At 68.9% G+C, this 25928-nt stretch carries 26 protein-coding genes, 1 tRNA gene and 2 rRNA genes (1 of these 29 only partly in view); all 29 read right to left on the reverse strand.

Annotation, left to right across the window (positions count from 1 at the left end):
• Positions 1-158 precede the first annotated feature (158 nt).
• Positions 159-563 carry a glycine cleavage system protein GcvH gene (gene gcvH, locus JOE46_RS05715; protein WP_097213379.1) on the reverse strand — a complete coding sequence of 135 codons (405 nt, stop codon included), beginning with the start codon at positions 561-563 and terminating at the stop codon, positions 159-161.
• 55 nt (positions 564-618) lie between these two features.
• Positions 619-1368 (reverse strand): DUF881 domain-containing protein, encoded by a 750-nt coding sequence (locus JOE46_RS05720; RefSeq protein WP_097213380.1) that lies wholly within the window; start codon positions 1366-1368, stop codon positions 619-621.
• 6 nt (positions 1369-1374) lie between these two features.
• On the reverse strand, positions 1375-1743 hold the full coding sequence (locus tag JOE46_RS05725; protein ID WP_072749712.1) for a small basic family protein: 369 nt from the start codon (positions 1741-1743) through the stop codon (positions 1375-1377).
• A complete protein-coding gene (locus tag JOE46_RS05730) occupies positions 1740-2546 on the reverse strand; it encodes a DUF881 domain-containing protein (protein ID WP_209928963.1) in 807 nt (268 codons plus the stop codon). The genes JOE46_RS05725 and JOE46_RS05730 overlap by 4 nt, the downstream gene beginning before the upstream one ends.
• Positions 2547-2596: 50 nt before the next feature.
• Complete coding sequence (locus JOE46_RS05735; RefSeq protein ID WP_097213381.1) at positions 2597-3229, reverse strand: CDP-alcohol phosphatidyltransferase family protein; 633 nt, start codon at positions 3227-3229, stop codon at positions 2597-2599.
• A 44-nt stretch (positions 3230-3273) separates the two neighbouring features.
• Positions 3274-4317, reverse strand: a complete 1044-nt coding sequence (locus JOE46_RS05740; RefSeq protein ID WP_097213415.1) for an SMP-30/gluconolactonase/LRE family protein — start codon at positions 4315-4317, stop codon at positions 3274-3276.
• Between the two features lie 69 nt (positions 4318-4386).
• The gene (locus tag JOE46_RS05745; RefSeq protein WP_097213382.1) at positions 4387-5007 is read right to left on the reverse strand and encodes a CoA pyrophosphatase; all 621 of its coding nucleotides are present in this window, start codon (positions 5005-5007) and stop codon (positions 4387-4389) included.
• Positions 5008-5076: 69 nt separating this feature from the next.
• Positions 5077-5150 (reverse strand) — tRNA-Pro (locus tag JOE46_RS05750).
• Positions 5151-5313: 163 nt separating this feature from the next.
• Positions 5314-6747, reverse strand: a complete 1434-nt coding sequence (gene der, locus JOE46_RS05755; RefSeq protein WP_097213383.1) for a ribosome biogenesis GTPase Der — start codon at positions 6745-6747, stop codon at positions 5314-5316.
• Positions 6744-7406 (reverse strand): (d)CMP kinase, encoded by a 663-nt coding sequence (cmk, locus tag JOE46_RS05760; RefSeq protein WP_097213416.1) that lies wholly within the window; start codon positions 7404-7406, stop codon positions 6744-6746. Before cmk ends, der begins: the two co-directional genes overlap by 4 nt.
• 56 nt (positions 7407-7462) lie before the next feature.
• Complete coding sequence (locus JOE46_RS05765) at positions 7463-8740, reverse strand: pseudouridine synthase (protein WP_179800665.1); 1278 nt, start codon at positions 8738-8740, stop codon at positions 7463-7465.
• Positions 8741-8752: 12 nt separating this feature from the next.
• Positions 8753-9451 (reverse strand): SMC-Scp complex subunit ScpB, encoded by a 699-nt coding sequence (scpB, locus tag JOE46_RS05770; protein ID WP_097213385.1) that lies wholly within the window; start codon positions 9449-9451, stop codon positions 8753-8755.
• The gene (locus tag JOE46_RS05775; RefSeq protein WP_097213386.1) at positions 9448-10356 is read right to left on the reverse strand and encodes a ScpA family protein; all 909 of its coding nucleotides are present in this window, start codon (positions 10354-10356) and stop codon (positions 9448-9450) included. Before JOE46_RS05775 ends, scpB begins: the two co-directional genes overlap by 4 nt.
• A complete protein-coding gene (locus tag JOE46_RS05780) occupies positions 10357-11322 on the reverse strand; it encodes a ParA family protein (RefSeq protein ID WP_373560286.1) in 966 nt (321 codons plus the stop codon).
• 154 nt (positions 11323-11476) lie between these two features.
• Entirely contained in the window at positions 11477-11617 is a 141-nt protein-coding gene (locus JOE46_RS26290; protein ID WP_245220943.1) for a hypothetical protein, read from the reverse strand.
• A gap of 107 nt (positions 11618-11724) precedes the next feature.
• Positions 11725-12147: a DUF1622 domain-containing protein gene (locus JOE46_RS05790; protein WP_097213388.1), complete on the reverse strand. Its 423-nt coding sequence runs from the start codon at positions 12145-12147 to the stop codon at positions 11725-11727.
• Between the two features lie 11 nt (positions 12148-12158).
• On the reverse strand, positions 12159-13082 hold the full coding sequence (locus JOE46_RS05795) for a site-specific tyrosine recombinase XerD (protein ID WP_179800666.1): 924 nt from the start codon (positions 13080-13082) through the stop codon (positions 12159-12161).
• Positions 13083-13084: 2 nt separating this feature from the next.
• On the reverse strand, positions 13085-13765 hold the full coding sequence (locus JOE46_RS05800; RefSeq protein WP_097213389.1) for an NUDIX hydrolase: 681 nt from the start codon (positions 13763-13765) through the stop codon (positions 13085-13087).
• A gap of 14 nt (positions 13766-13779) precedes the next feature.
• A complete protein-coding gene (locus JOE46_RS05805) occupies positions 13780-15531 on the reverse strand; it encodes a CTP synthase (RefSeq protein ID WP_097213390.1) in 1752 nt (583 codons plus the stop codon).
• Positions 15532-15689: 158 nt separating this feature from the next.
• Positions 15690-16643: a copper transporter gene (locus tag JOE46_RS05810; RefSeq protein ID WP_209926521.1), complete on the reverse strand. Its 954-nt coding sequence runs from the start codon at positions 16641-16643 to the stop codon at positions 15690-15692.
• The gene (steA, locus tag JOE46_RS05815; RefSeq protein WP_077041782.1) at positions 16640-17824 is read right to left on the reverse strand and encodes a putative cytokinetic ring protein SteA; all 1185 of its coding nucleotides are present in this window, start codon (positions 17822-17824) and stop codon (positions 16640-16642) included. Before steA ends, JOE46_RS05810 begins: the two co-directional genes overlap by 4 nt.
• 114 nt (positions 17825-17938) lie before the next feature.
• Positions 17939-19720: a DNA repair protein RecN gene (recN, locus tag JOE46_RS05820; protein WP_097213392.1), complete on the reverse strand. Its 1782-nt coding sequence runs from the start codon at positions 19718-19720 to the stop codon at positions 17939-17941.
• A complete protein-coding gene (locus JOE46_RS05825; protein WP_097213393.1) occupies positions 19710-20693 on the reverse strand; it encodes an NAD kinase in 984 nt (327 codons plus the stop codon). Before JOE46_RS05825 ends, recN begins: the two co-directional genes overlap by 11 nt.
• Positions 20690-21505, reverse strand: coding sequence for a TlyA family RNA methyltransferase (locus tag JOE46_RS05830; RefSeq protein ID WP_097213394.1), 816 nt, complete (start codon positions 21503-21505; stop codon positions 20690-20692). Before JOE46_RS05830 ends, JOE46_RS05825 begins: the two co-directional genes overlap by 4 nt.
• Position 21506: 1 nt before the next feature.
• Positions 21507-21734, reverse strand: a complete 228-nt coding sequence (locus tag JOE46_RS05835) for a hypothetical protein (protein WP_209926523.1) — start codon at positions 21732-21734, stop codon at positions 21507-21509.
• 82 nt (positions 21735-21816) lie between these two features.
• On the reverse strand, positions 21817-22821 hold the full coding sequence (locus tag JOE46_RS05840; RefSeq protein ID WP_269590319.1) for an HAD-IIA family hydrolase: 1005 nt from the start codon (positions 22819-22821) through the stop codon (positions 21817-21819).
• Positions 22818-23762, reverse strand: a complete 945-nt coding sequence (locus JOE46_RS05845) for a M48 family metallopeptidase (RefSeq protein ID WP_097213396.1) — start codon at positions 23760-23762, stop codon at positions 22818-22820. The genes JOE46_RS05840 and JOE46_RS05845 overlap by 4 nt, the downstream gene beginning before the upstream one ends.
• A gap of 84 nt (positions 23763-23846) precedes the next feature.
• Positions 23847-23963, reverse strand: a 5S ribosomal RNA gene (gene rrf / locus JOE46_RS05850).
• A 144-nt stretch (positions 23964-24107) separates the two neighbouring features.
• Positions 24108-25928: ribosomal RNA gene (locus JOE46_RS05855) — 23S ribosomal RNA — on the reverse strand (it continues 1312 nt past the right edge of the window).

Here is a 25928-nt window from a genome sequence, read left to right on the forward strand (position 1 = left end):
TGAAGTCCGATCGGTCCGGGAACCCTCCCGGACAAATCTTCTCGACACAATCACATTCCGATACGGACCTACGCCCCGACAAGGCGGTTGCGCTCCCTATCGACCGTACCCTGCGAATGCCTCTCACGTGGGCACTCGCAGGTCGATCCACGCGTGTCCTAGCCGCCCGCGATGGCCTGGTAGCCCGACGCGTCCAGCATCTCGCCCAGCGCGGCGTCCAGCGTGGCCTCGTCGGCCACCTCGAGATCGACCAGCCAGCCGTTTCCGTACGGCTCAGAGTTGACCAGCTCGGGGCTGGACTCCAAATCCGCGTTGGCCGCAATGACTTTCGCGTTCAACGGAGCGTAGATGTCCGACACACTCTTCGTCGACTCGACCTCACCGAGCGACTCGCCCGCGACCACGGCCTCGTCGACCGCGGGCAGCTGGACGAAGACGACGTCACCGAGCTGCGACTGCGCGAAATCGGTGATCCCGATCCGCACGGTCGTCGGCCCGGTCCGCTGCACCCATTCGTGCTCCGCGGTGTAGCGCAATTCGGCCGGGATGTTGGTTTCGCTCAAGGTGAGAAGTCCTTTCGATCGCACCGGCGCGCGAGAATACCGCGCGGTACCGGATTCAGTTTCCTGGCTGAGCGTATTGACGAGGCTTCGTCTCCCGCAAGGCGGTGATCGTGACCTGCTGAGATTGCTCGACGGCCAGCCGTCCACCGCTGCGGGCGACGGTGTCGATCACCCCGCCGGGAATGTTCAGAGCGGCCGCCAGGGTCGGCGGGTCGCCGATCGCGAGCACCTCGTACGGCGCCTCCAGGTCGATGCCGTCGACCTTGATCTGACCGGGAGAACCGGTGACCCAGGAGTCGACACCGATCCGGACCGGCTCACCCCCCTCACCACGTATGGAGATCGCCTCGGCGCCCGCCGCCCGCAACTCCTGAATGAGGTCCAGCATCACCTCGGAGCCGACATTCGTGCCCGGGTCCGCGACCGTCAGCACCACCCCGGGGCCTGCCGCGGGCACGGCTCCCACCTGGATCGACAGCGCGGTCAGGCGCGCCCTGGCCTCGTCCAACGCGGCCTGGGAGCCGCCGCCGCTGCGCTGGAGCGTGGCGAGGGTCTCCTCGAGTCCGGCGATCTCCTGTCGCAACGAAGCCTCTCGCTGGCCGAGGTTGTCGAGGAGCACCAGCAGGTCAGCCGGACGCGCCGAGTCCAGGGTGTCGCCCGATCCGGTGTTCCGCACCTGGGTGGCGATGGCGACCCCGAGCGCGGCCAACAGCAACACCGCCAGCAGCCCGAAGACGACCCTGGAGCGGCGCGCCGAGGCGGACAGCTCGGTATGCCATTCGTGCTTGCCCTCATGCCCGTTCACCGGTGATCACGCCCCGAACAGCCGACGCCGCAGCGCGGCGGCGTTACCGAAGATGCGGATGCCCAGCACCACCACGATCGCGGTCGAGAGCTGCGTGCCCACCCCCAACTGGTCACCGAGCCACACGATCAGCGCCGCGACGAGCACGTTGAACACGAAGGACACGACGAAGACCTTGGCGTCGAAGATCTCATCCAGGTAGGCGCGCAGCCCGCCGAACACGGCGTCCAGCGCCGCGACGACGGCGATCGGCAGATACGGCTGGATCGCGTCCGGGACCTGCGGACGGAACACCACGCCCGCGACGATCCCCGCGATGAGCGCGAGCACCCCGTAGACGGCGTATCCGTTCTTGACTGCCTTGACCGGCTTCACTGGCCACCCACCTCGTGTGCGGTTCTGATCTCCCTGGCATTCGCGGCCAGGAGGCTGACATCTTCTTCTTCGGCGACGGTGAAGCCCACCCCGTACAGCTGCGCGACGCCCGACATCCGCAGGTACGCGTCGCTCACCACGAACCCGGTCTGCAACCGGTCCGCAGGCCCGATCGCCGAGATCGCGTACGGCGAGAACACCGGCTGATTGTCGACGAGCATCGCCCCGCCCGCCTGACGGATGGTGGCCGAGGGGCCGATGCGGACCTCTCCGACCGCGACGGCCTCGGCTCCGCTCGACCACAACGCGTTCACCACCGACTGGATGTCCCGGTCGAGGACCACCGCCTTGGCGGGGCCTGCGCCTGGCCTGCCGCGGTCGGACAGGTCCGGACGGGCGGCCGGGTCGGTCAGCGTGACGGTGAGCCCCGCGCCGTGCACCGCGTCCAGCCCGGCGGCCTGTTCCATCGTGGCGAGCCGTGCCAGTACGTCGGAACCCTCGGCGTCGCCGGCCAGCACCCTGGAGCGCAGCGCCTCGGTCTGCGCCGCCAGCTCGTCCCTTGTGCCTGCGAGGCCGCCACCGCGTTCCTCCGCGGCGTGGACCTTGGCCAGGATCTCGCTGCGCACCTGGTCGGTGCCGGGCTCCCGATCGTCCGCCTGCGCGTAGGCGATCCCGAAGACCAGTCCGAGGACGATGCCCCCGGCGACGAGCCAGCTCCCGGAATGCAGCGGGCGGTGCAGGGAATGCCCCCTCGCCCGGTCTTCCGCCGCCGCGGCGTAGCCGGGGTCGAGATGGTCGTTCATCAGGGACCGGAGCAGCGAGGGCACCGGATTGCGGCGGACCTCGCCGTCGGTCACCGCGCCCGGTCCGTTCGCGGGACCTCCCGCGCGATGTTGCGCGCGGCGAGCAGGTACAGGATCCCGGTCCACACATAGAGCCCGGTCCCCCAGACCAGGAGCGCATACCCCCAGGCCCGGGCGATCGGCGCAATCGCCCAGTCACCCTGCGCGGCGAGTACCAGCGGCAGCGCGAACATCAGCGCGAAGGTCGCGGCCTTGCCGAGGTAGAGCACCGCGGGCGGCGGCAGACCGCGCCTGCGGTAGATCGGCAGGGTGAGCGCGAGGATCAGGTCCCGACCGATCAGCACCGCGGCCACCCACCACGGGATGATCCCGCGGATCGCGAACGCGACGAGGGTGGAGACCACGTACAACCGGTCCACCAGCGGGTCGAGCAGCGCGCCCAGCCGCGAACTCTGGTTCAACAGGCGCGCGAGCTTGCCGTCGGCCCAGTCGGTGAACCCGCTCAGCATCAGGATCGCGAGCGCCCACCCGTCGGCATGCGGGCCGAGCAGCAGATAGACGAACAACGGGACACCGACGAGCCGGACCACGCTGAGAATGTTCGGCACGGTGACGATCCGGTCGGACATGATCGGCGCGGTCGCGACGTCCGCCACCTCGCGTGGCCGGTCTCCGCTGCCCATTCGTCCCCCGTGTACCTCGTCCGCCAACTGCCTCGAACAGCTTTTCACATGGCGGACGGGGGCGCCGGGACGCGGGCGACCGTATCGGCGGTCAGGCTGCCCAGGTAGAGCCAGCCATCGGCCTCGCGGACACCGGTGATCGGCGCGTAACTGTCCGCGCCGCCCTGCAAGCTGTGCACGACGGCACCCGAGGCGTCGAGCCCGAGCACCCAGCCACGCTGGTCGGGTTCTGGCTGCGCCCACTGCGGCAGGTTCGCCGCGACGACCCGGAGCGCCGGGTGCGGGGCCAACAGGTCAAGCAGGCGCATCCTGGGGCTGTACAGCGCCACCCAGAAGACCCCGCCGGGCGTCTGCGAGGTCACGTTGTCGGGGAGGCCGGGCAGGTTCTCGGCCCAGATCGACACCCGTCCCGTGTCGGGGCCCGCGAGCTCGACCCGGCGGATCTGATAGGCCCCGGTCTCGGCAACCACCACGAAGGACTCGTCCGCGGCCAGTCCGACCCCGTTGGCGAACTGCAGCCCGTCCGCCAAGAGGTCGGTCTCCCCTGTCGCCGGGTCGAACCGGATCAGCCGGCCGGTGCCGCCGTGCTCGAGCACGTCGGTGCGATGCTCGGCCACGGAGAACTTCGCCGACGAATCGGTGAAGTAGATGGTGCCGTCCCGCCCGACGGCGGAGTTGTTGCACGCCAACAGAGGTCGCCCGAGCGCGGTGTCGGTGAGGGTCTCGATCCGACCGGCCTCGTCGACGCGCAGCACCCCGCGCTCGCAGTCGCAGATCAGGTACCTGCCGTCGTCGAGGATCTCGACACCGAGGGGTCGGCCGCCAGTGTCGGCGATCAGGGACGCGCGGCCGGCTTCGTCGAAACGCCAGACCTTGCCGTCATCGGTGCCGGTGACAAGCCGCCCCTGGTGATCGACCGCGACGTCCTCGGGTCCCTTGCTCCCCGGCATCGCCCAGCGCTCCGCACCATCGAGCTCGGTGCTGCGAGCGAACGGACCCGTGAGCGGCGGCGGGGTCGGCGGGTGCCATGCCACGGGATCGATTCCGGTCCGGTCGAGGCTGCGCAGGGCCGAGAGCAGGATTCCCATGGCGGCCACGGTAGACGTCACCCGGCCCGCCCGCAGTGGCTTCAGGCGGCTTCTCCGGCGCGGGACGACCTACCGGGAGGCGAAGTCCGGCTGCCCGAGATCGTCGACCCGGGTCGGCCGCCCGTGCAGGACCACCTCGCGGAACTGGTAGATGATCGCCGCGGTCGGCGCGAAGATCCGCGCGCCCCGGAACGGCCATTCGATCAGCGGCGCCGCGGCCCCCTCGAGCGACAGGAACTGCGGTTCGTGATCGAGCTCGGCCAGGCTCACCTGGAAGACGTACTCCACCTCGTCGGCATTCGGCCGAATCGGTTCGTCGAGCTCACCCACCCAGACCACCACCGGGGTGATGACGTAGCCGGACCTGGTCACGAGATCGTCGAGATGACCGAGCACCGCGGACGGCGGTGCCTGCACGCCGAGTTCCTCCGCCAGCTCGCGTAGTGCCGCCTCCCCCGGCGACTCCCCCGGGTCGATGCCACCGCCGGGCAGCGCGAACTGACCGGGATGTGCCCGCATGGTGCTGGGCCGAACGGTGAGCAGCAGCGAGGGCACCCCGTCTGTGGTGACCACCGCCAGCGCAACCGCCGCGCAGCGGTGCCCGGCGCGTTCGGCGGTGCGCGCCTCGAACGACGCGAGCGCGGCGGCGCAGGTGTCACGAGTGAGGATCGGCTCCCGGTCGGCGTCCATCCGTCGACCCTAGCCCGCCGCGGGAACGAGAAAGGCGGCCCCGGATTACTCCGGAGCCGCCTTCTTCTGTCGGGCTGACAGGATTTGAACCTGCGACCACTTGACCCCCAGTCAAGTGCGCTACCAAGCTGCGCCACAGCCCGTCCACTCCCTTGCGGGCGCTCGATGAGATTACATCAGTGACAGTCGACTGAGCGAATCGGCTGCTCGTGGCGGGTTTCCTCCATCGGAGTGCACGCCACGAACGACACTGGCAAGCCCCCGGTTTCGGGGACTTGCCAGTGTTCGGGCCGGTCTCGGCAGGCGTCAGCGCTTGCCGCGATCGCGCTTCTCGCGCACGCGCACCGAGATGCGCACGGGGCTGCCGTCGAAGTTGAACTCCTCACGCAGCCGGCGCTCGAGGAACCGGCGGTAGCCGGCCTCCAGGAAGCCGGTGGTGAAGAGCACGAACGTCGGCGGACGGGTGCCTGCCTGGGTGGCGAACATGATCCTGGGCAGGCGACCACCGCGCATCGGCGGCGGCGTCGCGGCCACGACCTCCTTGAGCCAGGTGTTCAACCGGCCAGTCGGGATCCGCTTGTCCCAGGAATCGAGCGCGGTCTCCAGCGCGGGAACGAGCTTCTGCACGGCCCGTCCGGTGTGCGCGGAGATGTTCACCCGCTGCGCCCACGGCACCCGGACCAAGTCGCGGTCGATCTCCTTCTCGAGCATGTACCGGCGGTCCTCGTCGACGAGGTCCCACTTGTTGAACGCCAGTACCAGCGCCCGGCCTGCGTCCGCCACCATGCTCAGCACCCGCAGGTCCTGCTCGGTGATCGGCTGCGACGCGTCGATCAGCAGGATCGACACCTCCGAGGCCTCGATCGCACCCTTGGTGCGCAGGGATGCGTAGAACTCGTGGCCGCTCGCGTGGCTGACCTTCTTACGCAGGCCCGCGGTGTCCACGAAGCGCCACACCTTGCCGCCGAGCTCGACCAGTGAGTCCACCGGGTCGACGGTGGTGCCCGCGACGTCGTGCACGACGGACCGCTCCGAGCCGGAGAGCTTGTTGATCAGGCTGGACTTGCCGACGTTCGGCTTGCCGACCAACGACACGCGTCGCGGTCCCTGGCCGCCGGTGCCCTCCCGAGGCGTCTCCGGCAGTGCCTTGAGGACCTCGTCGAGCAGGTCGCCCGTGCCGCGGCCGTGGATCGAGCTCACCGAGTAGGGCTGGCCGAGGCCGAGCGACCACAGCGCCGCGACCTCGGACTCGGTCCGCTCGTCGTCGACCTTGTTGGCCACCAACAGGACCGGCGTCTTCGAGCGCCGCAGCACCTTGGCCACGGCCTCATCCGTCGCGGTCGCACCGACGACCGCATCCACCACGAGCACGATCGCGTCTGCGGTCTGCATGGCGAGTTCCGCCTGACGGGCCACGGACTGCTGCAGCCCCTTGGCGTCGGGCTCCCAGCCGCCGGTGTCCTGCACCATGAATCGGCGTCCGGCCCAGTTCGCCTCGTAGGAGACGCGGTCCCGGGTGACCCCGGGAATGTCCTGCACGACGGCCTCGCGGCGGCCGATGATGCGGTTCACGAGCGTGGACTTGCCAACGTTCGGACGACCCACGATGGCGAGGGTCGGGACGGCGACGTGACCCTCACCGTCCTCGCCGTCCTCGAAATCGACGAGCTCCCAGTCGGATTCCTCGCTCCAGGTGCCGTCGCCGGCGATCGGGCCGCCGATGTCAAAGCTGTCGGTCACTGCACTGCTCCAGTTCTGTCACGTACCACCAGCAGCAACCTGCCGATCACGTCATCGATTCCGAGTTCGCTGGTGTCCACGATCACCGAGTCATCGGCGGGCCGGAGCGGGGACACCGCTCGGGTGGAGTCCAGATGATCGCGGCGCTCGACGTCGGCGAGCACCGCCCTGTAGTCATCGCCACGACCCTCGGCGATGTTCTGCGTGTTCCGACGCTGCGCCCTGGCCGCGGCGGAGGCGGTCAGGTACACCTTCACGTCCGCATCGGGCATCACGACGGTGCCGATGTCGCGACCCTCGACCACGATCCGTTCCGTGCGCGCGATGAACTCACGCTGCTTGTCGACCAGGATCGTGCGCACCTCGGGCACCGCCGAGACCGCGGATACGGCCTGGGTGACCGCGCCGCCGCGGATCTCGTCGGTGACGTCCTCACCGGCGAGCAGCACCCGGTCCGAGGACGGATCGGTGCCGATGGTCAGCTCGAGTGCCTTCGTGGCCGCGGCCACCGCCGCCGGATCGCTCGGGTCCACCCCGGAGCGCAGCACGTGCAGCGTCGCGATCCGGTACATGGCACCGGTGTCGAGGTACTGCGCCGCGAGTCCGGTCGCGAGCCGCCTGGCAACGGTCGACTTCCCGGTACCCGACGGCCCGTCCATCGCCACCACTAGGCGATCTGGCTCGTTCACATCCCCCGTCGCTTCGCTCGCAGCGCTCACAGTCCGACCGCCTTGTACAGCGCGCCGACCTCGCCGGGCCCGATGACCCGGAGGGTGCCCGGCCGCTGCTCGCCGAGCGTGACCGGACCGATGTCGGTGCGCACCAGCCGGACAACCGGATGGCCGACGGCCTCGAGCAGCCGACGCACGATGTGCTTGCGACCCTCGTGCAGCACGACCTTGACCAGGGACTTGCCCTGATTGACATCGAGCAGGGCGAACGAGTCGACCTTCGCCGGGCCGTCCTCGAGCTCGACTCCGGCCTTGAGCGTCTTGCCGAGGTTGCGATCGACCACACCGGACACGGTCGCGAGGTAGGTCTTGGACACCTCGAACGAGGGGTGCATCAGCCGGTGCGCGAGGTCGCCGTCGTTGGTCAGCAGCAACAGTCCCTCGGTGTCCGCATCGAGCCTGCCGACGTGGAACAGTCGCTGTCCTGCGGAGACCCGCTCGGAGACGATGTCGCCGACGCAGGGTCGGCCCAGGTCATCGGACATCGTCGACTGCCAACCGCGCGGCTTGTTCAGCGCGATGTGTACCAGGTCCTTCTTGACGACGACACGAATGCCGTCGACCCGGACCACGGCGTTCTCGGGGTCCACCCGCAGGCCCTGTTCGACGACGATGCGGCCGTCGACCTCGACGCGTCCCTGCTCGATCAGCTCCTCGGCGGCGCGGCGCGAGGCGACACCCGCCTGGGCGAGCACCTTCTGCAGGCGCATGCCCTCGCCTGCGGGCAGCTTCGCGGGACCGGCGCCCTCCGTGTACTGGTGGCGGGCCGGCTTGGCGTTGCTGATGGTCGGCGCGACGGACTGTGCGCGCTGCGGCTTCGCGGCCTTGGGCTTGCCACGCTTGGACAGGTCCGGCCGTTGCACGCCGCCGCGGGGGTAGCCGCCGCTGCGAGGTGCCGCGCCACGCTCGGTGCGATCCTGGGCGCCACGAGGTGCGCCGCTGCGAGGTGCCGCGCCACGCTCGGTGCGATCCTGAGCGCCACGAGGTGCGCCGCCACGCTGGGAGCGGTCCTGCGAGCCGCGGGATTCGCCGCTCCGGGGGGTCGCTCCGCGTTCGGTGCGACCATAGGAGCCGCGGGGGGCTCCGCCGCGCTCGGTGCGATCGTAGGAGCCGCGGGATTCGCCGCCACGGGCGGAATCGCGGGGTGCCGAGCCTCTCGACCCCGACCCCTTCTGGGGCGAGTCCTTGCGGCTCGAGCTCTTGTGGGCGGGATTACTCCTGCCCCGGTCCGGTGTGCCATCACGGCGAGCGGAATTGTTCACTTGGGTGTCCTGTCACTCTTCACTATCTAAGCCGGGAACCAAATCGGGTTCGGATCCCGCCCTGCCGGCTCCCAATTTGGTGAACCGGGGGTCTGACTCCATGTCGTCACTGATGTCGTCGATGATGTCGACGTCGGGCAGCAGCGGCGCCAACGCGGGCAGGTCCGCCAGAGAGGCGAGGCCGAGCCGCTCGAGGAAAAGCTCCGTCGTCGAGTACGTCGTCGCCTTGGTCTCGGAGTCCACACCGGCCTCCGAGATCAATCCGCGGGCGAGCAGGGTTCGCATGACGCCGTCCACATTGACGCCACGAACCGCACTCACCCGAGCACGGGTCAAAGGTTGACGGTACGCAATAACTGCCAAGGTTTCCAAAGCCGCGCGTGTGAGCTTCGACCTAGCGCCGTCGAGAAGCAGCCGCTCGACGTACGGCGCGTACTCGTTTCTGGTGTAGAAACGCCAGCCGTCTCCGGCGTACCTGAGGTCGATCCCGCTGCGCCGCTCGGTCAGTGCCGCGGACATCCGGCGCAGCGTAGCGTCGACCCGGTCGGCGGAGTCGTCGAGCGCGGACGCGAGCGCCTCGTTGCTCGCGGGCGAGTCCACGACCAGCAGCAATGACTCCAGCGCCGACTCCAGCTCGTCGTCCTCGAGCCGGTCGTCCTGGTCGAGATCGCCGTCGTCGTCGAGCCTGGGCGCCTGATCGAGCTCGCTCATCCGTAATCCTCCGCACTCACCAGCGTCTGCCCATCCGCGTCGACGTCACCGGTCCAGCTGACCAGCAGTTCACCGAGCGGCTCCGGCTGCTCGAACGCGACCGCCCGCTCGCGGTAGAGCTCGAGCAACGCCAGAAATCTTGCCACGATCTGCACGGTCAGGTCGCAACCGGCGACGAGGTCGCCGAACGTTGCCCAGTTCCCCTTGCCGCGCTGCTTGAGCAGGTCGAGCACCATCGAGGCCTGCTCGGGCACCGAGACCGTCGGGACGTGCAGGTGATCGAGACCCACGGTCGGCACCGGCCGCGGCGCGAAGACGGTGGCCGCGACCTCCGCGAACCGCCGGGGGTCGACGCCGAGCAGGACCTCGGGCAGCAGCCCGGCGAACTGATCCTCCAGCGACACCGAACGCGGATACCGTCGCAGCGCCGCCGACTCCAGCTCGGCGAACAGCATCGCGACCTGCTTGTACGCCTTGTACTGCAGGAGCCGCGCGAACAGCAGGTCCCTGGCCTCCAGCAACGCCAGGTCCTCGGCGTCCTCGACGTCGCCGGAGGGCAACAGCCGGGCAGCCTTGAGGTCGAGCAGGGTGGCGGCGACCACGAGGAACTCGGTCGTCTGGTCGAGGCTCATCTCGGTGCCCAGGGACCTGGTGTACGCGATGAACTCATCGGTGACCTGGTGCAGCGCCACCTCGGTGACGTCGAGCTTGCGCTGGCTGATCAGCGTCAAGAGCAGGTCGAACGGCCCCTCGAAGTTGCGGAGCTTCAGCCGGAAGCCCGGTTCGACCGCGGTCTCCTGCGCGGTCGACGGCAGTTCCTCGATCGGTGTGTCGTCCGCCGTCCCCTCGGCGACTGGTTCCGCTTGCGGAACCTCGGCCACTCGCTCGGCCTCGTCGGTGTCCATCTACCGTCCGGACCGGTGGATCACCTCGCGGGCAAGCGCCCGATACGACTCCGCACCGCCCGACTTCGGTGCCCAGGTGGTGATGGGTTCGCCCGCGACGCTGGTCTCGGGGAATCGCACCGTCCGGTTCACCACCGTGTCGTAGACCAGATCGCCGAACACCTCGACGAGCCTGGCCATGACCTCCCGGGCATGCAGGGTCCTGGCGTCGAACATCGTCACCACGATCCCTGACAGCGACAGCTTGGGGTTCAGGCGCTCGTGCACCTTCTCCACCGTGTCGTTGAGCAGGGCCAGCCCGCGGAGGCTGAAGTATTCGCACTCCATCGGGATGATCACGCCCTCGGCGCAGGCCAGCGCGTTGACCGTGAGCAGCCCGAGCGAGGGCTGGCAGTCGATGAGGATGTAGTCGTAGCGGTCGAGCACCGGGTACAGCACCCGTCCGAGCGTCTGCTCGCGGCCCACCTCGGTGACCAGCTGGATCTCGGCGGCGGACAGGTCGATGTTGCTGGGCAGCAGGTCCAGGTTCTCGACCCGGGTGCGCATCAGCACCTCGTCGATCGAGACCCGCGGCTCGACGAGCAGGTTGTGCACCGTCAGTTCGAGATCGTGGTGTGCGACGCCGAGGCCTGCGGACAGCGCGCCCTGCGGGTCGAGATCGACGAGCAGTACGCGTCGGCCGTACTCGGCCAGGGCTGCGCCCAGGTTGATCGTGGACGTCGTCTTGCCGACGCCGCCCTTCTGGTTGCACATCGCGATGATCTGGGCGGGACCGTGATCGGTCACCGGCGTGGGATCGGGTACCTCGCGAAGCGGTCGGCCGGTCGGACCGAGCGCAGGCTCGGCTGGTGCGGCACCGTTTCCCTCGGCGCGGTCGGTTTGTGGACGGGTAGGCGGTTCCGGCTTCCGGGTGTAGAAGTAGGCACCCTGACGCTCAGACTCCGCCGCTGGCGGCTGCGGTGTCACCACGGTCTGCTACTCCCCTGTCTGTCGTCCCTGATGCACAAACGCTACCGCCTGGCGGGTGGCGATCGGTCAACGGACACGCGGGGCGCGGCGATGGGATCGCTCGTGCGCGGCCCTGAGCAGGAACGATGAGCGATGGCGATCGCGGCACGGCTCACTCGCCGTCGCCCGTGTCCTCGAGGATGCTCTTGAGGCGAGCCAGGTCCTTCGAGTTGGCCCGGCGCATCGCCGCGGCCATGACCGGGGCCGCGATCGCGCCGAAGCCCGACGGCTCACCGCGGTTGCGCAGCACCAATTCTGGTGTCTACCAGGAGGTTGCCGCGTCGGGGTCTGACGCGTACACGGCGACATCGTGCCGCGGCCGCGCGATCACGATCTCGCTGGTGATGTCGACGATCGCCACTACGGCGCCTCCTCGGTCGCGCCGGGCTCCCCCGACGCGGATCGGCGCGTTGCGCGGGCCAGCACCTGCGGGCCGGTGACGAGGGCCCGCCGCCACGGCGCCACCCCGTCGATCTCGATCTCGATCGACAGGCTGAGGACGGTCCGGATCAGCACGATCATCCCGAGCACGGCGACATCGGTCAACGAGGGCACGGAGGTGACTGTCTTGACGATGTCCGCCGCGACGAGCAACTCCAGCCCGAGCAGGATCGCTCCGCCCAGCGACTCCCGCAGGCTCTTGAACGCATGAGCGCCGTCGCCGGTCCGCTTCCACGTGCGCGCGGCGAGCACGAACGCAAAGGCGAAACCCACCACCATCGACAGGACGCCGAGGACCTCGAACCATTCCGTCACCAGCTCGAAGAATCGGACCGTATCCATTCCCTCCCCCTTCACAACGCCCGCGGATGCGCGCCGGCCCAGACCTCGCGCAGCGCCCCCACGGTCACGAGGGTGTAGATCTGCGTCGTCGTCACCGATGCGTGCCCGAGCAGCTCCTGCACGACCCGGATGTCGGCGCCGCCGTCGAGCAGGTGGGTCGCGAACGAGTGCCGCAGCGTGTGTGGGGACACCCCTTCGGCGATCCCGATCCGATCGGCCGCGCTGCGCAGCACCTGCCACGCGCTCTGCCGGGACAGTCGCCCGCCGCGGATGTTCAGGAAGACCGCGGGTCCGCCGCGCACCGCGTGCGCCGCACGCCCGCGCACCAGGTACGCCTCCAGTGCGGCGATCGCGGGCCTGCCGATCGGCACCACCCGTTCCTTGCCGCCCTTACCGCGCAGCAGCACGGCGCGGTCGACCGCGTCGATGTCGTCGATGTCCAGTCCGACCGCCTCCGAGATGCGGGCGCCCGTGGAGTAGAGGAGCTCGAGCAGTGCCCGATCGCGCAGGGCCCGCGGCTGATCGGCCGCGTCGGGGCCGCCGGTGGCCTCGAGCAACGCCAGCACCCGATCCACCGGCAGCGACTTCGGCAGCTGCTGGCCGGGCGCGTGCGGCTTGACTTCGCGCGCGACGTCCACGGCCGTGATGCCCTCGGCGGTCGCGAACTTGTGCAGCCCGCGGACCGCGATCAGCGCCCGCGCCGTGGAGCTCGGGGCCAGCGGCGGGAGCTCCGCCGCCGGATCGCCCTTGCGCAGCGCGACGACGAAGCCGCTGATTTCCCGCTCCCGCACCGTGGCCAGGTCGTCGATCCCCCGCTCCGCCAGGTACCGCTGGTAGCGGATCAGGTCACGCCGATAGGAACTGAGGGTGTTCGCCGCCACCCCGCGTTCGACCGCGAGATGGTCGAGGTACGTCTCCACCTGGTCGGCGAGCACTCCTATACCCCATCGATGTTCGCTTCGCGGGCTCCGCTCATGCCGTCCTGCCTGCGCCGCGACATCGCCACCGGACGGTCGAGCCAGTCCGAATCCGCCGGGCGCCCCGCCACATCCGGACCGCCATCGCGGGCCCTGGCGGCGGCGAGCGCGAGGATCCCGGACAGCGCCGTCGCGTTCACGATCTCCCCCGACAGCGCCCGCCCGACCGCCTCGTCGACCGGGACGCGATCGACCTCGAGGTCGGCCTCCTCGTCGGTCGGGGTCGGCTGGTGCACGTCGGTGAGCCCGGTCGCGAGGAACACCCGCACCACCTCGTCGGTGAAGCCCGGCGAGACCGCGACGTCCACCAGCACCGACCACCGCTCGGCGGCGAGGCCCGTCTCCTCGGCCAGCTCGCGCCGCGCCGCGTCGACGGGATCCTCGTCCGCCTCGTCGAGCAGCCCGGCGGGGAGCTCCCAGACGCGTCTGCCCAGCGGGTGCCGGTACTGGTTGATGAGGATCAGCCGGTCCCGCTCGTCGACGGCCACCACGGCGACCGCGCCGTAGTGCTCCACCACCTCGCGGTCCGCCGCGCGGCCGCCGGGCATGGCCACCCGGTCGACCCGCAGCGTGATGATGCCGCCCTCGTACACGGTTCGCGTGTCGAGGGTGTCGAACTCGTGCTCTCCCGGCCTGCTCATCGTGTACCGGCGGGTCAGCGCACGATCGGCGAGTCGACCGACTCGACGTCGTCCTCCGCGGACCCGAGAGCGTCCTCGGGGTGCACGTCCACCTCGAGCCGCTCTGCGGCCTTGTACTTCAGCGCCGCGCCGATGAAGGCAGCGAACAGCGGGTGCGGCCGGGTCGGACGGCTCTTGAGCTCCGGGTGCGCCTGCGTCGCAACGAAGAACGGATGCTTGTCCGCGGGCAGCTCGACGAACTCGACGAGGTGTCCGTCCGGCGAGGTGCCGCTGAACTTCAAGCCGCTCTTCGCGATCCGGTCCCGGTACGCGTTGTTGACCTCGTAGCGGTGCCGGTGGCGCTCGGAGACGTTCTCGGAGCCATACGCCCGCGCGACGACCGAGCCCTTCTCCAGGACCGCCGGGTAGGCACCGAGGCGCATGGTTCCGCCGAGATCGGCCTCACCCGCGACGATCTCCTCCTGATCGGCCATCGTGGAGATCACGGGATGCTTGGTGTCCGGCTCGAACTCCGCGGAGTTCGCGTCGTCGAGGCCCACCGAACGGGCGGCCTCGATGACCACGGCCTGCAGTCCGAGGCACAGGCCCAGCAGCGGGATCCCGCGGGTACGGGCGAACCGGATGGCTCCGAGCTTGCCCTCGATGCCACGGATGCCGAATCCACCGGGGATCAGCACCGCGTCGACCTCGCCGAGCTTCTCCTGCGCCCCCGCCTCGGTCTCGCAGGCGTCGGAGGGGACCCAGTCGATCTCGACCTTGGCGCGATGCGCGAACCCGCCCGCCCGCAGCGCCTCGGTCACCGAGAGGTACGCGTCCGGCAGGTCGACGTACTTGCCGACCAGCGCGATCCGGACCGACTCGCGCGGCTCGTGCACGCGCTTGAGCAGCGCGCCCCAGACGGTCCAGTCGACGTCCCGGAAGGGCAGTCCCAGCTTGCGCACGACGTAGGCGTCGAGGCCCTCGCGGTGCAGCACCTTCGGGATGTCGTAGATGGAGGGGGCATCGGGCGTGGAGATGCAGGCGTCGACGTCGACGTCGCACATCAGCGCGATCTTCGACTTCAGCGGCTGCGGCACGTCGCGGTCGCAGCGCAGGATCAGCGCGTCCGGCTGGATACCGATGTTCCGCAGCGCCGCCACCGAGTGCTGGGTCGGCTTCGTCTTGAGCTCGCCGGAGGGGCCGAGGTACGGCACCAGCGAGACGTGCAGGAAGAAGACGTTGTCCCGGCCGATGTCGTGGCGGACCTGTCGCGCCGCCTCGAGGAAGGGCTGTGACTCGATGTCGCCGACGGTGCCACCGATCTCGGTGATCACCACGTCCGGGCTCTGGCCCTCGGCGTCCGGACCGCTCATGGCGAGGATCCGGCTCTTGATCTCGTCGGTGATGTGCGGGATCACCTGGACCGTGTCGCCCAGGTATTCACCGCGCCGTTCCTTGGCGATGACCGACGAATAGACCTGGCCGGTGGTGACATTGGCGATCCCGGACAGATCCCGGTCCAGGAAGCGCTCGTAGTGCCCGACGTCCAGATCGGTCTCCGCGCCGTCCTCGGTGACGAACACCTCACCGTGCTGGAACGGGTTCATGGTGCCCGGATCGACGTTGAGATACGGGTCCAGTTTCTGCATGGTCACCCGCAATCCGCGGGCGGTGAGCAGCTGCCCGAGGCTCGACGCCGTCAGACCCTTGCCGAGCGACGAGGCAACGCCCCCGCTGACGAAGATGTGCTTGGTGGCGGTACGCGATTGACTGCGTGAAAGTGGCAAAAGAGCTCCCGTGACGACCTTGCAGGGCTTGGCTAATGGTAGAGCTGGGGCCTGCCGACCCACGGGACTTCACGGTAACACCAACGCGCCGGTTTATCCGCATGGCACGCCGCGAACCGCTGGTCATCGCCCCGTGGGCCGGACATTGTGCTGTGACCTCAGCCGACCGGAGCGCCGACTGTGATCGCCGTCGCGTTCGGGCCGGTGCCGTACCGACCGGCCTGCCCGGCGAGCTGTTCCTGGAGACCGAGGGCGGTGGTGATGCGGCCCGCTTCCCTGTCCACGTTGTCGACGGTGGTCACGCCCGACGACAGCGCCGTGTCGGACCGGACCACGGCGATCGGACCGTTGCCCGCCGCTGCGCCCGGCCTGCCCGCCAGCACGGTGCCCGCGCCGCGGGAGTCCATCGCGCCTGCGAACCGCGCGATGATCGCGCCCCTGTTGCCGCCCTCGGACCCGTCCGGGGCCTTGCTGGAACCGGTGAGCACCAGCGCCAGCTGGGCGGGCTTGACGGTGCCGTTGTCGTAGGCGATGAAGCCGCCGGAGCGGAGCGTCTCGAGCGCGAGCGCCAGCTCCTCGGGGGTGCTCTGCGGCTGCGCGTTCTGGGCGTTCAGGAGCAGCACCGAGCCGAGCAGATCGCCTGCCAGGCTGCCCTGGTCGACCGCTCCGGTCCTGAGCTGGACCCCGGCCGGGATCACGTTGGTGATGGTGGTGCGCAGCTGATCGCCGTTGGCGGCGTCGACGAACGAATCGGTCAGCGAGACCCGGCCGGTGACGGTCCCACCCGCCGCGCCGATCATCCTGGTGACGCCCTCGAGATCGCCCGGGTCGGCGTCCGGCGAGGTCACCAGGATCACCGTGCGCTGGGCGAGGGCGTCGTGCACCACCCGGCCGGACACGGCGGCATCGAACCCATCCGCGGAGTTGAGCTGCTGTTCGAGCTGGTTGTTCGTTTCCTGCAAGGCGTTGACCTGGCCCTGCAGCTCCGACTTGTCGTCGCGGAGCCCGGACAACAGACCACCGGAGAGGGTGCCCGAACCGAGCACCACCCCGACTGCCAACGCCAGGAAGATCGCCGCTATCGAGATAGCGTGTTGACGCATAGAGATCACGCGAACAGTCCCTGCACCCACGTCGCGAAGCTGTTCCAGGTCGCGATGGCCCAGTCGAGGGCCTCACCGCCGATGTTCGAGACGACCAGCGCGACGATCACCGCCGTCAGTGCGGCCAGCACGAGCAGCGCGATGGCGCCGCCCGAGACACGGCTGCGGTAGAGCGTGGCGACCGCCTTCGCGTCGACCAGCTTGGGTCCGACCTTGAGCCTGGTCATGAAGGCCGCCGGGTTGCTCTCCCGTCGGCCCCGATCGAAGAACTCGTCCAGCGAGACGGTGCTGCCGACGGTGACGATCAGCGAGGCGCCGTGATGGTCCGCGAGCAGCAGGGCCAGATCCGCAGGCGCTCCGGAGGCCGGGAAGGTCATCGCCCCGATCCCGAGGTCCTGGATCCGTTCGAGGCCCTTCGCGTGCCCGTCCGGGTCCGCGGGCAGGACGACCTCGGCACCGGACTTGAGGGTGGCGCTGCTGATGTCCTCCGGGTCTCCGACGATCAGATCCGGGCGGTAGCCGGCATCGGCCAGCGCGTCCGCGCCCGCGCCGACCCCGATGAGGATCGGCGAGTACTCCTTGATGAACGGCTTGAGATTCTTCAGATCGGCCACGTGGTCGGTCCCGTCGGCGACCACCACCACGTGCCGGTCCTGCAGGTCGACGTCGATGTCGGGCACCCCGACCCCGTCGATGAGCAGCGGACTCTCGGTCCTGATGAACTCGATGGTGTTGCCGGAGAAGGCCTCCAGGTGATCGACCAGTCCGGTCTTCGCCTCGATCATGAGGTCGGAGATCTCGGCCTCGCTCTGCTCGACACCCTTGGCGAGCCTGCGCTCACCGGCGTAGACGCCGCCCTCGTTGAGGCGGACCTTGGCCCCGTCCTTGACCTTCTTGAAGACCTCGTCGCCGACGGAATCGATCAGCGTGATCCCGTTCGCGACGATGACTTCTGGTCCGAGGTTGGGGTAGCGGCCGGAAATGGACGGTGACACGTTGACGACCGCGAGCACCCCGGCCTCCACCAACGCGTCGGCGGTGATCCGGTCCAGATCCAGTTCGTCGAGGACCACGATGTCGCCTGGGCCGACGCGACGCAACAGCTTCGTCGTGTCTCGGTCGACCCGGGCGATGCCGCTGATCCCCGGCAACGATTCGGTGTTTCGTGACAACAGGGACGGCATTTTCATGCCCTCGATGATGACCCCGACGGGGCCCGGACCAGCGGAGGCGCGCCGACCCGAGCTGTCAGGAGGCAATACGGGGCGACGTCAGGCAGTGGTGATCGGGGTTGGACCCCGCGCCTATTCGCTGCGCGCGGCCTTCGCCGTCGCGAGCAACTCCTCGGCGTGCGCCCGACCCGTCTGGGTGTTGTCGAGACCCGCAAGCATCCGGGCCAGCTCGACCACGCGCTCGCCGTCGGTCAGGGTGCGCACCCCGCTGTCGGCGGCCTTGCGGCCGTCCACCTTGTCCACGACCAGGTGGGTGTCGGCGAACGCGGCCACCTGTGGCAAGTGCGTCACCACGATGACCTGGTGGGTACGTGCCAGCCGCGCCAGGCGCCTGCCGATCTCCACCGCGGCGCGGCCGCCCACGCCTGCGTCGACCTCGTCGAACACCATCGTCGCGCTGCCCTCGGCGCCTGCCAGCACCACCTCGAGCGCGAGCATCACCCGCGACAGCTCGCCGCCCGAGGCGCTCTTGCTGATCGGGAGGGCCTGGGCCCCGCTGTGCGCGGCGAGCCGGAACTCCACCTCGTCGACCCCCGAGGACCCGGCGTGCAGCTCGCGACCGTCAACCGTCAGGGGCGCGGCGTCCTGGGCGCCCGCCACGAGCGGTTGCACGGTGACCTCCAGCCGGGCCTTGCCCATCGCGAGACCACCGAGTTCGGTGGTCACCGCCTTGCCGAGCTTGACCGCGTACTTCGTCCTGGCCTGGCTCAGTGCGGCGGCGGCGACGGCCACCGCGGCCGCGCAGTCGTCCACCCGGGCCGCCAGCGCCGACAGCGCCTCGGCGGAGACGTCGATCTTGGACAACCGCTCGCGGGCCTGATCGGCCCACTCCAGCACCCCGTCGACGTCGGCCGCGTACTTCCTGGTCAGCGTCTTGAGCTCGGCCTGACGGTTCAGCAGGGTGTCGAGAGCACCCGGATCCGACGGCAAGTCCGCCAGATAGCCGGTCAGATCGGACGAGACGTCCGTGACGACCGCGATGGCCTCTGCCAGTCGTGGGGCGAGCGCCGTCAGCGCCGGGTCGTCGGAGGACTCGATCCGGGCGCGCGCGTCCCCCAGCAGGTCCAGCGCGCCCACGCCGTCGGCGCCGCCGTCGATGCCATCCGCCTCGGCCGCCCCGCCGAGCATGGAAACCTGCGCATCGGCCGCCGCCGATCGCAGCGAATCGAGGTCGCTCAGGCGCCGGACGTCGGCGACGATCGAGAGGTCCTCGCCGGGCTGGGGGGCCACCGCGGCGATCTCGTTGAGCCCGAACTCGAGCCGGTCGACCTCCTGCGCCAGCTCCCTGCTGCTGCGGGTGCGCTCGGCGAGCTCGTCACGGGCCTCGATCCACTCCGCGCGCAGGGACCGGTACTTGTCGAGCAGGGACCCGATGGGGGCGCCGCCGAATTCGTCGAGGGCCTGCCGCTGCTGATCGGGGCGCTGCAGCCTGAGCTGATCGTTCTGGCCGTGCACCGTCAGGAGTGGGCCGGTCAGCTCGGAGAGGGCCCCTGCGGGCACGCTCCGTCCACCCAGGTGGGCACGGGAGCGGCCGTCGCTGCCGACGGTGCGCAGCGCGATGATCGTGCCGTCCTCGTCCCGCTCGGCGCCGGTCGACTCGAGCAACCGGTCCACCTCGGCGACCACCCTGGCCGACGCGTTAGCGGTGGAGAACCTGCCCTCGACCACGGCGCGGTCGGCGCCGAGCCGCACCCGGCCCGCGTCGGCGCGGGCACCGCTGAGCAGGTGCAGGCTGGTGACAACCATCGTCTTGCCCGCACCGGTCTCACCGGTGAGGACCGTCAGCCCCTCGTGGAACTGCGCCGCCGCCTTCGAGATGACACCGAGACCGTCGATCCGGATTTCAGCGAGCACTGGTGTTGCCCCCTTCGCCGTCGGTCCTTCGTCCCCGCCAACCCTTGACCGGGAGCTCGAACTTGCGCACCATCCGGTCCGCGAACGGTGCGGAGTCGAGCCGGATCCACTTCACCGGCTCCCGGCCCCTGACCACCTCCACCCGGCCGCCTGCCGGGAGGTTCATGGTGCGGCTGCCGTCGCAGAAGACGAGTCCGTTGTGGCCACCGGCGAAGGTCTCGACCGCGATCAGCGATTCGGGGCTGGTCACCAGCGGCCGCGCGAACAACGCATGCGCATTGCTCGGGATCACCAGCAACGCCTCGAGTTCCGGCCACACCACGGGACCGCCCGCGGAGAACGCATATGCGGTCGAACCGGTCGGCGTCGCGACGAGCACACCGTCGCAGCCGAACGACGAGACGGGGCGACCGTCCACCTCGAGGACCACCTCGAGCACGCCGAGCCGGGACACGTTCTCGATGCTGGCCTCGTTCAGCGCCCACCCGCGTTCGATGACCTCGTCGTCCACCCGGACGATCACGTCGAGCGTCATCCGGTGCTCGACGCGATACTCGCGCCGGACCACCATCGCGAGGGCCTCCTCGAGATGCTCCGCCTCGGTCTCGGCGAGGAACCCGATCCGGCCGAGATTGATGCCGAGCACCGGAATCGATGCGGCCCTTGCCAGTTCGGCTCCCCGCAGGAACGTGCCGTCGCCGCCGAGGACCAGCACCAGCTCGCAGCCGACCGCGGCCGTCGGACCCGGCTCGACGACGCGCAACGCGAGGTCGGGCAGGCGGAAGGAATCGTGGTCGTGCGACGCGGTGGGATCAGTCCGATCGGCCTCGGTCGCCAGCACCCGCAATCCGATGCCGGCCTTCTCGAAGATCTTGGCCACCCGCAGCGCGGTTGCGGTGATCTCGGCCCTGCCGGTGTGCGCGACGACCAGGATCTCGCGGGTCGGCGACGGCGTCGCCGGTTCCGGGTTCACTGGGGCCCCTCCTGTACCGCTCGCTCGATGACCTCACGCACCGAATCCACCCCTGGTTCGGCCTGCTTCCGCAGCCACAAGAAGTATTCGACGTTGCCCGACGGGCCGGGCAGGGGGCTGGCCACCGCTCCCAGGGTCCGGAGTCCGAGCGCGTCCGCGGCCTCGGCCACCTCGACGACGGCCTCGATCCGGAGGGCGGGATCGCGCACGACGCCGCCGGACCCGACCCGGTCCTTGCCGACCTCGAACTGCGGTTTAACCATCGGCACCAGGTCGGCGCCGTCGGCGGTGCAACGGACGAACGCGGGCAGGACGAGCTTGAGCGAGATGAACGACAGGTCCGCGACCACCACCTCGACCGGTCCCCCGGTCTGCTCGGGCTCCAGCGAACGCACGTTGGTCCGGTCCACGACGGTGACGCGGTCGTCGGACTGCAGTCGCCACACCAACTGCCCGTACCCGACGTCGACGGCGACCACCTCGCGGGCGCCGCGACTGAGCAGGACATCGGTGAATCCGCCGGTGGAGGCACCGGCGTCGAGACACCGCTTACCGTCGACGGAGAGCCCGGAGGGTTCGAAAGCGTCGAGCGCGCCGAGGATCTTGTGTGCGCCGCGCGAGGCCCACGAGACCTCGTCGACCTCCTCGGTCACCAACAGCGGGGTGCCCGCCTCGACCGCGGTCGCCGCCTTGACCGCGACGGTCCCCGCGATGAGGACCCGGCCGGCCCCGATCAGCTGGGCAGCGTGTTCTCTTGATCGGGCCAATCCCCGCCGAACGAGCTCGGCGTCGACCCGTGCGCGCCGAGCCACCTCAGATCTTGTCCACTGTGGCGAGCGCGTGCACCAGGACCTCGTGCGCCTGCTCGAGGATCTGGGCCTGTCCCGGGATCCGGCCGTGAACGTTCGCATCGTCGTCCGCGGGCCCGACCGAGTCCAGGCGCGCCAGGAGCCCGTCCACCTCGGCGTGGATGCGATCGGGGTCGACGGTGGTCGGCGGTCCGGGAAGGTGCTGCCCGGGGCGTGGCATTGGCGTACTCATCGGGGCCAACGCTAGCCGATTCGAGGCCCGCACGCCCACACCGCGACACGGCGAAAACCCGCCCGCGGCGTCGCTGCCTGGATCAACCGACGAGGTCCGCCACGGCCGCCGCGGCGACCGGGTCCTCGGCCCGGAGACCGTCGAACTCGGGTCCGGCCCAGGCCGCGTCCAGCACCGCTCGAACGACGTCGAGCCGGTCCGGGCCGGAGGCGGCACCGCAGGACACGACCAGATCGGAGTCCTCGCGGCGCACGCTCACCCCTGGATGCGGGCGGACGCTCAACCGCTCGGCCGGCAGATCGAGTTCGGCCAGCCGGGACGCCAGATAGGTGGGCCGGTACGACTCGGGCGCGCGCAGCAGGTCCGCGACGGAGCTGACGCCGCTGAGCACCAGCAGCGAGTCCACACCGACCGCGTTCGCGCCCGCGATGTCCGTGTCGATCCGGTCACCCACCACCAGCGGTCGCTCGGAACGGCTGCGCCGCAGGGCATCGTCCATCAACGGACGGGCAGGCTTGCCCGCAACCAGCGGCTCGCGGCCGGTCGCGGCCCGCACCGCGGCCACCATCGCGCCGTTGCCCGGGCACAGCCCACGTTCTGTGGGCAGCGTGGTGTCGACATTCGCGGCCACCCAGAGCGCTCCCGCGCGGATCGCCAGCGTGGCCTCCGCGAGGATCGCCCAGCCGGTCTCCGTGGAATGCCCCTGAACAACGGCCACCGGGTTCTCGTCGAACCTCCGGACAGGCTTGAGCCCGACCAGACGAACCTCCTCGGCGAGCGCCTCGGTGCCGATGATCAGGACCGACGAACCCGGCTCGAGGCCCTCCGCCAGCAACCGCGCGGCGGACTGCGAACTCGTCACCACCTCCGATTCGGCGGTGGGAAAGCCGAGCTCACGCAGGTGCTGCGCGACCGCGAACGGGCTGCGGCTCGCGTTGTTCGTGACGTAGAACAGCCGTGCGGACCCGCCGACGAGCGCCTCCCTGGCCCCGGGAATCGCGTGTGCGCCCTGGTACACGGTTCCGTCGAGGTCCAGCAGCAGCACATCGTGCAGGTCACGCAGTGACGGCGGGGTCCCCACCGTCACTGGTCGCCGGAGAGTTCGGCCACCCGATCCTCTGCGTCCGTGTCGCCCTCGTGATCGGCGGCAGCGGAATTGAGGAACCACTTGAGGCCGTCCTCGACGCGGCCGGCCGCCACCAGGGCGTCGGCGTACGCGTAGAACAGGCGGGCCGCGGTCGGGCCATCCTTGGCGGCATCGAGTTCCGGCGTCTGCAGGGTCACCACGGCCTGATCGAACTGGCCGAGATCCATCCGGGCGCCCGCGACCACGATGCGGAGCTCCGTCGCCTCGTCGCCGGACAGGGTCCTGGCCTCGTCGCTGCGCCCGAGCTCGATCGCCCGCTCGGGTCGGCCGAGACCGCGTTCACAGTCGGCCATGACGGCGAGCAGACCGGGTCCGCCTGCCATCCGCCGTGCGGCACGCAGCTCGGAGAGGGCCTCGGCCCACTCGCCCGCGTGATACGCGGTGATGCCCGCGGTCTCCCTGACCACCGCGACACGGCCGGCCCGCTGACGGGCCGCACGCGCGTGCGCCAGCGCGAGGCGCGGGTCGTCGTCGATCAGCTTGCCTGCCATCACCAGGTGACGGGCCACCGCATTGGCGTTCGACTTGTCGAGGCTGAGCAGGTCCCGACGAACGGCCGGGTCGAGCTCGCCCGCCTGGACGTCCTCGGGCAGATCCGGTTCTTCCGGTCGCGGGGCGCGTCGCTCGGCGTGCGCTCCACCGTCGCGCGGGGGCGGCCCGAAGCTGCCCTCTCCGCCACGACGCCTCGGCGGACCGTCGCCGCGCCGTTCCGGCCGGCCTCCGCCGCTGCCGCCACGGGCTCCGCCGCCGGTGTTGCCGCGGGGGCCATCGCCTCTCCCGCCGCGGGGGCCGCCGGCGCCTGCGCCACGGTTGTCCCCCGACCGACTGCGGTCAGAACCGCCGCTCCCATACGAACGACGGCCTTCGTTGTTGTCCGACACAGCATCTCCTTTCAGACAACACACGCTATGCAGAAAAAACACGAAAGGGGACCCAGTATATTGGGTCCCCTTTCGGTAACGGATGTTCGGCGGTGTCCTACTCTCCCACACCCTGTCGAGTGCAGTACCATCGGCGCTGGAGGGCTTAGCTTCCGGGTTCGGAATGGGTCCGGGCGTTTCCCCTCCGCTATGGCCGCCGTAACTCTATGAAACTGTCACACATTCAATTCCCCTCGCCCGAACCCAACAGGCCGGCAACCCTTTCTCGGGTGCCCACGATGTTGGTGGGGGTGAATGGTATCTGTGTGTTGTTTCAGATACCGCACAGTGGACGCGTAGCTTCTTTGTGGTAAGTCCTCGGCCTATTAGTACCAGTCACCTGCACACGTTACCGTGCTTCCAGTTCTGGCCTATCAACCCGGTGGTCTGCCGGGGGCCTTACCCCCTCAAGGGGGTGAGAAACCTCATCTTGGAACAGGCTTCCCGCTTAGATGCTTTCAGCGGTTATCCCTTCCGAACGTAGCTAACCAGCGGTGCTCCTGGTGGAACAACTGGCACACCAGAGGTTCGTCCGTCCCGGTCCTCTCGTACTAGGGACAGCCTTCCTCAAGTTTCTAACGCGCGCGGCGGATAGAGACCGAACTGTCTCACGACGTTCTAAACCCAGCTCGCGTGCCGCTTTAATGGGCGAACAGCCCAACCCTTGGGACCTACTCCAGCCCCAGGATGCGACGAGCCGACATCGAGGTGCCAAACCATCCCGTCGATATGGACTCTTGGGGAAGATCAGCCTGTTATCCCCGGGGTACCTTTTATCCGTTGAGCGACACCGCTTCCACTTGCCGGTGCCGGATCACTAGTCCCGACTTTCGTCCCTGCTCGACCTGTCAGTCTCACAGTCAAGCTCCCTTGTGCACTTGCACTCAACACCTGATTGCCAACCAGGCTGAGGGAACCTTTGGGCGCCTCCGTTACATTTTGGGAGGCAACCGCCCCAGTTAAACTACCCACCAGGCACTGTCCCTGAACCAGATCATGGTCCGAGGTTAGATGTCCAATACGATCAGAGTGGTATTTCAACAATGACTCCACGAACACTGGCGTGCCCGCTTCACAGTCTCCCACCTATCCTACACAAACCGAACCGAACACCAATACCAAGCTATAGTGAAGGTCCCGGGGTCTTTTCGTCCTGCCGCGCGTAACGAGCATCTTTACTCGTAATGCAATTTCGCCGAGTCTATGGTTGAGACAGCTGAGAAGTCGTTACGCCATTCGTGCAGGTCGGAACTTACCCGACAAGGAATTTCGCTACCTTAGGATGGTTATAGTTACCACCGCCGTTTACTGGGGCTTAAATTCTCAGCTTCGCTCCGAAAAGCTAACCGGTCCTCTTAACCTTCCAGCACCGGGCAGGCGTCAGTCCGTATACATCGTCTTACGACTTCGCACGGACCTGTGTTTTTAGTAAACAGTCGCTTCTCACTGGTCTCTGCGGCCCCACCCAGCTCACGGAGTAAATCCGATCACCAGACGAGGCCCCCCTTCTCCCGAAGTTACGGGGGCATTTTGCCGAGTTCCTTAACCATAGTTATCTCGATCGCCTTAGTATTCTCTACCTGACCACCTGTGTCGGTTTGGGGTACGGGCCGTGTAAAAGCTCGCTAGAGGCTTTTCTCGGCAGCATAGGATCACTGAATTCGCCTCAATCGGCTATGCATCACGTCTCAGGATATGTGTGGCACGGATTTGCCTATGCCACTCCCTACACGCTTACACCAGTATTACCACTGACTGGCTCAGCTACCTTCCTGCGTCACCCCATCGCTTGGCTACTACCAGATCAGGTCCCGCGCATCCCCCGACCATGATCCCGAAGGAACATTAGCCGGCTTCAGGGCGGTTAGTATCACTGATTCACCATGGGCGCGTTTACACGGGTACGGGAATATCAACCCGTTGTCCATCGACTACGCCTGTCGGCCTCGCCTTAGGTCCCGACTCACCCTGGGCGGATTAACCTGGCCCAGGAACCCTTGGTCATTCGGCGGAAGAGTTTCTCACTCTTCTTTCGCTACTCATGCCTGCATTCTCACTCGTGCAGCCTCCACGCCTGGATCACTCCGACGCTTCCATGGCTGCACGACGCTCCCCTACCCATCCATA

The sequence above is a fragment of the Rhodococcus sp. PvR099 genome, assembly GCF_017833315.1.
In the GTDB taxonomy this organism is placed as follows: Bacteria; Actinomycetota; Actinomycetes; order Mycobacteriales; family Mycobacteriaceae; genus Rhodococcus_G; species Rhodococcus_G oryzae.

What these genes read in the sequence shown, in the direction of transcription:
- JOE46_RS05800 (WP_097213389.1), bottom strand. Translation starts at nt 13,765, where the DNA reads ATGAGCAGGCCGGGAGAGCACGAGTTCGACACCCTCGACACGCGAACC.
- JOE46_RS05835 (WP_209926523.1), bottom strand. Translation starts at nt 21,734, where the DNA reads ATGAGTACGCCAATGCCACGCCCCGGGCAGCACCTTCCCGGACCGCCG.
- cmk (WP_097213416.1), bottom strand. Translation starts at nt 7,406, where the DNA reads ATGGACGGGCCGTCGGGTACCGGGAAGTCGACCGTTGCCAGGCGGCTC.
- JOE46_RS05790 (WP_097213388.1), bottom strand. Translation starts at nt 12,147, where the DNA reads ATGGATACGGTCCGATTCTTCGAGCTGGTGACGGAATGGTTCGAGGTC.
- JOE46_RS05775 (WP_097213386.1), bottom strand. Translation starts at nt 10,356, where the DNA reads ATGGACACCGACGAGGCCGAGCGAGTGGCCGAGGTTCCGCAAGCGGAA.
- JOE46_RS05730 (WP_209928963.1), bottom strand. Translation starts at nt 2,546, where the DNA reads ATGAACGACCATCTCGACCCCGGCTACGCCGCGGCGGCGGAAGACCGG.
- scpB (WP_097213385.1), bottom strand. Translation starts at nt 9,451, where the DNA reads ATGAGCGAGCTCGATCAGGCGCCCAGGCTCGACGACGACGGCGATCTC.
- JOE46_RS05740 (WP_097213415.1), bottom strand. Translation starts at nt 4,317, where the DNA reads ATGGGAATCCTGCTCTCGGCCCTGCGCAGCCTCGACCGGACCGGAATC.
- JOE46_RS05745 (WP_097213382.1), bottom strand. Translation starts at nt 5,007, where the DNA reads ATGGACGCCGACCGGGAGCCGATCCTCACTCGTGACACCTGCGCCGCC.
- JOE46_RS05735 (WP_097213381.1), bottom strand. Translation starts at nt 3,229, where the DNA reads ATGGGCAGCGGAGACCGGCCACGCGAGGTGGCGGACGTCGCGACCGCG.
- steA (WP_077041782.1), bottom strand. Translation starts at nt 17,824, where the DNA reads ATGAAAATGCCGTCCCTGTTGTCACGAAACACCGAATCGTTGCCGGGG.